6 protein-coding genes and 1 pseudogene are annotated in these 6,000 nt (G+C 36.4%); 4 read left to right on the top strand and 3 right to left on the bottom strand.

The features are described from left to right. The 4 genes and pseudogenes from M1V25_RS06975 to M1V25_RS06960 form a co-directional block, all read left to right on the top strand. Positions 1 to 400 (top strand): DNA glycosylase family protein (locus M1V25_RS06975; RefSeq protein ID WP_498842809.1); only part of this gene is annotated, 400 nt, incomplete at its 5' end. Between the two features lie 26 nt (positions 401 to 426). Beyond that, positions 427 to 546, top strand: a pseudogene (locus tag M1V25_RS06970) (IS982 family transposase); the annotation flags it as partial. A gap of 35 nt (positions 547 to 581) precedes the next feature. Further along, positions 582 to 1,805 (top strand): MFS transporter, encoded by a 1,224-nt coding sequence (locus M1V25_RS06965; RefSeq protein WP_498842808.1) that lies wholly within the window; start codon positions 582 to 584, stop codon positions 1,803 to 1,805. Between the two features lie 94 nt (positions 1,806 to 1,899). Further along, complete coding sequence (locus M1V25_RS06960; RefSeq protein WP_498842807.1) at positions 1,900 to 2,478, top strand: flavodoxin family protein; 579 nt, start codon at positions 1,900 to 1,902, stop codon at positions 2,476 to 2,478. 208 nt (positions 2,479 to 2,686) lie between these two features. Here the strand turns inward: M1V25_RS06960 and ispG are convergent, their stop codons facing one another. The 3 genes from ispG to epmA form a co-directional block, all read right to left on the bottom strand. Further along, positions 2,687 to 3,889 (bottom strand): flavodoxin-dependent (E)-4-hydroxy-3-methylbut-2-enyl-diphosphate synthase, encoded by a 1,203-nt coding sequence (gene ispG, locus M1V25_RS06955; protein ID WP_116964363.1) that lies wholly within the window; start codon positions 3,887 to 3,889, stop codon positions 2,687 to 2,689. Positions 3,890 to 3,892: 3 nt separating this feature from the next. Next, complete coding sequence (tal, locus tag M1V25_RS06950) at positions 3,893 to 4,846, bottom strand: transaldolase (protein ID WP_116964362.1); 954 nt, start codon at positions 4,844 to 4,846, stop codon at positions 3,893 to 3,895. A 92-nt stretch (positions 4,847 to 4,938) separates the two neighbouring features. Further along, positions 4,939 to 5,856, bottom strand: coding sequence for an EF-P lysine aminoacylase EpmA (gene epmA, locus M1V25_RS06945; protein WP_498842811.1), 918 nt, complete (start codon positions 5,854 to 5,856; stop codon positions 4,939 to 4,941). Positions 5,857 to 6,000: the final 144 nt, after the last annotated feature.

Genomic DNA, 6,000 nt, shown 5'->3' with positions numbered 1-6,000 from the left:
CGAGCCGGATACGCTTTTGGCGAAGGTATCTACGCTTGAAACCTTTAAGATAAGTGGTAATAAGAAACATGCCATTATTGGTGTCAGTGAGCTTTTAGCAAAGAACAATACATTTTCAGCGCATACGACTAAAACCATTTCCGAAGCTTTGCTGTCGATTAAAGGTATAGGTCAGTGGACTCTCTCGTGGTTCATGTTGAAGGGTTTACGCATGTTTAACGAGCTTCCAGCAACGGATCTTGCAATACGAAAAGCGCTTAGCCGTTTTCTTAAATCCCCAACTTTATTGTCTGTTGATGAAACAAGGCATGCGTTTTTTTCACAGTTTGATGCCAATTATGGCTGTTATGCACATAGAATGCTAATCGGTCAAAGCAAATTTATGACTCAAGAGCAATGATATTTCAGTTCAAATTAAACGTACAAAGGCACCGCTCAATTTGGAATTTTATGGCAAATTTGTTTTGTGGCTTGATTGCTTACTGCTTTCAATCTAAGAAACCAAGTTTGCGGGTTAAAAAGATCAATGAATTGCTCGTATTGTAAACATTTATGCCGAACTGACGTTATAGAGGTACTGCATGATTAAATCCTATCAAAAAGCTTTCAAACTAATCCCAAAAGATATATTAATATTAATCTTCGTTTTTGGATTTGCTTACATTGGTAATGCATATAGTTCATTTTATTCATTATTTCTGCAGCAATATGTCAAAGTTAACATTATTGATATTGGTTATGCTTTAAGTGCATCTGGAGCTGGATCAATTATAGGTACAAAACTCACTGGTAAATTGCTTAAATTATTTCAGCCAACTATGGTAGTCATCATTTCATTTTCAAGTCTTTCAATTCTAAATTTTGGCACAATATTTTTGTCTAATCACACGCTAATCATACTGTGCTATTTCTTTTTCATTGGTGTTTTTGGAGCCTTCTATAGACCGGCATTTCAATACCGGTTAGCAAAAATAGAGGATGAATTAATCAGAAAAAATGCTTACGCATTGTACCGAGTATGCATTAGTACAGGGGGAACCATTGGTATTTTAATCGGCGGGTTAATGGCTGATATATCCTATCTCTTAATGGCAATTTTCTTTGCTTCAATCAGTATATTGGTCAGTATATTTTTACTTATAAAACGGGATTACATTTCAAACTCACAGGGTGCTGATGAAAAAACGAGCTTAGCACAAGAAAAACATCCATTATTAAACAAATCTTTTTTATTGATTTTATTAAAACTTGCTATTTTCTCGTTTGCATTTTTTCAAACAGTCGCATTTATTCCTATATATTACGTTGAGTATTTAGGATTATCTAAATCACAGTTTGGCTTGATTCTTGCAAGTGATTTTGTATTTATTTTGGGTTTAGAGGTTTATTTAGTGAACGCACTAAACAACTATCCAAATCATGTTTCTTTAATACTTGGAGTCATTGTTTTTAGTAGTGGCTTTTTACTGCTTTACAGTGGATTATCTCATATAACGTTTCTATGGTTAGCCTATGGCTTGATTTGTTTAGGTGATATTCTTTTTTGGCCTATTTTACTTTCGGATGTTGCAAAATTAAGTAAACCCATGCAAAGACAAGCAGAATATATGATATGGTACCAGATGACCATCAGTGCGGTTCTTCTGTGTTATGCCAGTATTGGATCTTGGATCATAGCAATAAGCAATATTTATACGCTATGGTTAGTATGCAGTGCAGCTCCATTAATAATTATTCCAATTATCTGGATAGAACAATTTATTAGTTCTGTATGTAAAACAAAGAGTGAGCAAGCGCATACATAATATTATGCTATATTTGACGACCATCTATATGACAAATTTAAAATTACATAAAGAATTGATGATTTGCTTTAATCAATAACCAAGGGAGAAATAAATGAAAATCGCAATCGTGTACAGCAGTTCATATGGCACAACCAAAGCAATGGCAGAAGCTGTTAAAAAAGGCGTATTAAAACATATTAAGGATGTGGATATGGTGTTTGCTGATGCAAATACAAATGTTGAAGTATTGGATCAATATGATGGCATTTTATTTGGCTCACCCACTTATATGGGAACTGTTTCTGGTGGCTTCAAACAGTTTATGGACAAAAGTTCATCTCGTTGGGCGGTAAGTGCTTGGAAAGATAAATTCGCCGGTGGTTTTACTAGCTCAAATAGCACTAATGGCGATAAGCTTAATACATTAATGACCTTATTTATTTTTGCCTGCCAGCATAAAATGAACTGGATATCGCTGGGAATTAGTAATCAATCATCTGAATCACAATACAATCAGGGTGATGTTGATTGTATTAATAGGTTTGGCTCTAATATAGGGGCAATGGCACAGTCTGAACAGTGCAGAATAGAAAACTCTGGAGATCTTCGCACTGCAGAATTGTATGGTGAGCGATTTGCAACGTTTATATTACAAACGAGTAATGCTCCAACATGTACATTTGAGCAATAAATGCCGTAAACTAAAAAAATTGTAAAAAATATGCTTCTGCTAAGTTTGATAAAATAAATGTGGATTGCCTTAAATTGGCAGAAAATAATGTACAAAGCCGTAATCCTTGATGGACAGGTTGTTGGTCAAACGTAACCGCTCCAATGATTAAAGAGTTTTAAATACTACAATATGGTTTCTACCTGTAATATCAATACAAATGCTTTCTTTAAGCACTGTACTTTTCTTTTACATATTTATCAACAATCGCCATAAACTCCTGAGCGATATGCTTGCCTCGTAACGTATGTACTTTTTTGCCATCAATAAAAACAGGTGCCACAGGTGCTTCTCCTGTTCCAGGTAAGCTTATGCCAATATTAGCGTGCTTACTCTCACCTGGACCATTGACAATACAACCCATCACCGCAACTTTCATGTTTTCAACACCAATATAATGATTTTTCCATACAGGCATCTGGTTTGTTAAATAATTTTGAATATCGTTAGCAAGCTCTCTAAAAAAGCTACTGGTTGTGCGTCCACATCCAGGGCAAGATGAAACTGTAGGAGTAAAAGTACGTAGCCCGATTGTTTGCAGAATCTCACGACAAACTTTTACCTCATTTGTGCGAGGTGCACCTGGTTCAGGTGTTAAAGACACTCGAATCGTATCACCAATATTTTGCTGTAATAGATAACCTAAGCTCACACTACTGGCAACTATACCTTTAATTCCCATCCCCGCTTCAGTTAATCCCAAATGTAATGGGTATCGGCATTTTCTTGCTAACTTTTGATAAACTTCAATCAAATCTTGAACATCGCTGACTTTACATGAAACAATAATTTTATTTGGTGCCAAGCCCAGCTCTTGTGCATACTCTGCACTTTGTAAAGCCGATTCAATTAAAGCTTTGTGCATAATCTCACGCGATGACAGTGGCACTTTTAATTGACTGTTTTGATCCATCAGTTTAGCAAGCAAGACTTGATCTAAACTTCCCCAATTCACTCCTATGCGCACAGGTTTATCATACTCAATTGCTTTTTGAATAATTTCAGCAAATTGAGTATCTTTTTTACGTCCAAATCCAACGTTGCCTGGGTTAATTCGGTATTTATCAAGCGCTTTAGCACATTCTGGAAAGTCTCCTAATAACTTGTGACCATTATAATGAAAATCCCCTATCAACGGCACATCGCAATCACGCTTTAATAGCTGCCTTTTAATTTCTGGAACGGCTTGCGCTGCCTCATCATCATTAACTGTAATGCGTACCAGTTCACTACCCGCATGGTAGAGCGCCAACACTTGGGCAACTGTTTTTTCAACGTCTGCTGTTGCTGTATCTGTCATCGACTGAACCACAACTGGCGCGCCCCCGCCAATGATAATGTTGCCAACTTTAACCGATAAAGACTTAGACATAACTTAAAGTCCTAATTTATTCTCAATGAGTTTCTCTAGCTTAACCGTATCAATCGCAAATTTACGGATACCTTCGGCAAGCTTTTCTGTTGCCATTGGGCTTTCATTCATCATCCACCTAAAATCCCCCTCGCTTATTTTATAATCTGACTCTTTTGCGAGCTCAACAGGAGACAAATGGCGTATTAGTTCACCATTATCTTGCTGCAATTGTTGCAATAAACTAGGGGCAATTGTCAATGCATCACAACCTGCTAAAGCCTCCACTTGAGCAATATGTCTAAAACTTGCTCCCATTATAATTGTTTTATAGCCATGAAGCTTATAATGTTTATAGATCTCTTTGACAGACAATACGCCATTATCCTCACTGACATCTGGAAAGTTTACTGTAGCTTGCTCTTTCATGTACCAATCGGTAATACGACCCACAAATGGTGAAATCAAAAAGACTTTTGCCTGCGCACAAGCAATTGCTTGCACGATATTAAACATCAAGGTCAAATTACAATTAATACCTTTTTGCTCTAGCACTTCAGCTGCCTTAATCCCCTCCCAAGTTGAAGCAACTTTAATCAAAACACGTGACTTATCAATGCCATACTCAGCATACTTAGCCACCAACTTTTGTGCATATTCAATCGTTGCTTCCTTATCGAAAGATAAACGCGCATCAACTTCTGTTGAGATACGCCCTGGAATGATTTTTAAAATTTCAACGCCAAAGCCAACTGCCAGATCAAGCATTGCCTCTTCAACGCGTAATCTGCCCGACAAATGCTTGCTTTTAGCAAGTGCTTTATCAATGACATAAGCATATTCAGACATTTTAGCGGCATTGAGTAATAGGCTTGGATTTGTCGTTGCATCTACAGGTTGATATTGCTCAATTTGAGCAAAGTCACCCGTATCAGCAACCACTTTTGTCATTTTCTTTAACTGCTCTAGTTTATTCATATTATCTACTCTAAATTTGTTATACGACTTAATAAACACTATGCTTTTACATAGCCTATATTTGATTGCTTATGATCTCAACGTTATAATAATCAACAATATAATACCTCATCAATTCGCTTAAACCCTTCCAAGCACATGATCAAACGATCTAAGCCAAGCGCTACACCAGAACACTCTGGAATATTATCTAAACACATAAGAAGATCATTGTCGATGGGAACTGCTATTTTTCCTAGCGTTGCACGTGACTTTAAATCATTTTCAAAGCGCCGCTTTTGCTCCTGATAATTTGTTAATTCATAATAACCATTGGCAAGTTCGACACCTTGGTAAAAAAGCTCAAAACGCTTTGCAACAAGCTCTCCTGAGTTATCGGGCATCACACGTGCAAGTGCTGCTTGCATCTTTGGGTAATTATAAATAAACACAAATTGAAATTGTGTAAGCCACGGTTCAATACAATGACTAAACAATAAGTCTAAGCATTCAAACATATTGGGAGAAGCCAAACCAACGATGTCTCCAATTTTTTCTTTGACCAACGTTTGTAATTGATCTTGAGGTGCTTGATGTGGATTTATATCTAACACCTTCATAAATACTTCACCATAACTTAAGCTATGAATCACAGCGTTAGGTTTAAGCAACAACAACATTTCCATTATTTCTTGCCTTAACTTCTCATCATCCAAGCCCACTCTATACCACTCAAGCATCGTAAATTCATGATTATGGTATTGTGCTTTTGGATCATTGCGAAAGGCTTTACATATTTGGTAAATGCTACCACAGCTATTTGCCAATAAACGCTTCATTGCATATTCAGGGGAAGTTTGCAAAAAACGAATTCCTGATTGCGTCTCGATAGTAAAAGCATCAATATATGGATCCGTTACAGGATAAGGATAAGATAATGGCGTCTCCACCTCTAAAACATGCTTTTGCTCAAAATACTGACGAATTTTTTTAAGATAAATTGCTCGTATTGTAAGTACTTTTGTCGAAATCATGAAGAAATACTGATTGGCTTAAATTGCAATAATTTTAAAATAAGTACTTAGAAAACACCATTACTATTGATCAACACCATAAAGCATTTTGGCCATACGTAACTTTAAACGTTTGTGCAGGTAAAATAATTACTTGCTCTA

The organism is Candidatus Nebulibacter yamunensis (assembly GCF_024208055.1).
In the GTDB taxonomy this organism is placed as follows: Bacteria; Pseudomonadota; Gammaproteobacteria; order Francisellales; family Francisellaceae; genus Caedibacter; species Caedibacter lacustris.
Note: the sequence above shows the minus strand (reverse complement) of the source record. Positions and strands in the feature narration are given on the sequence as shown.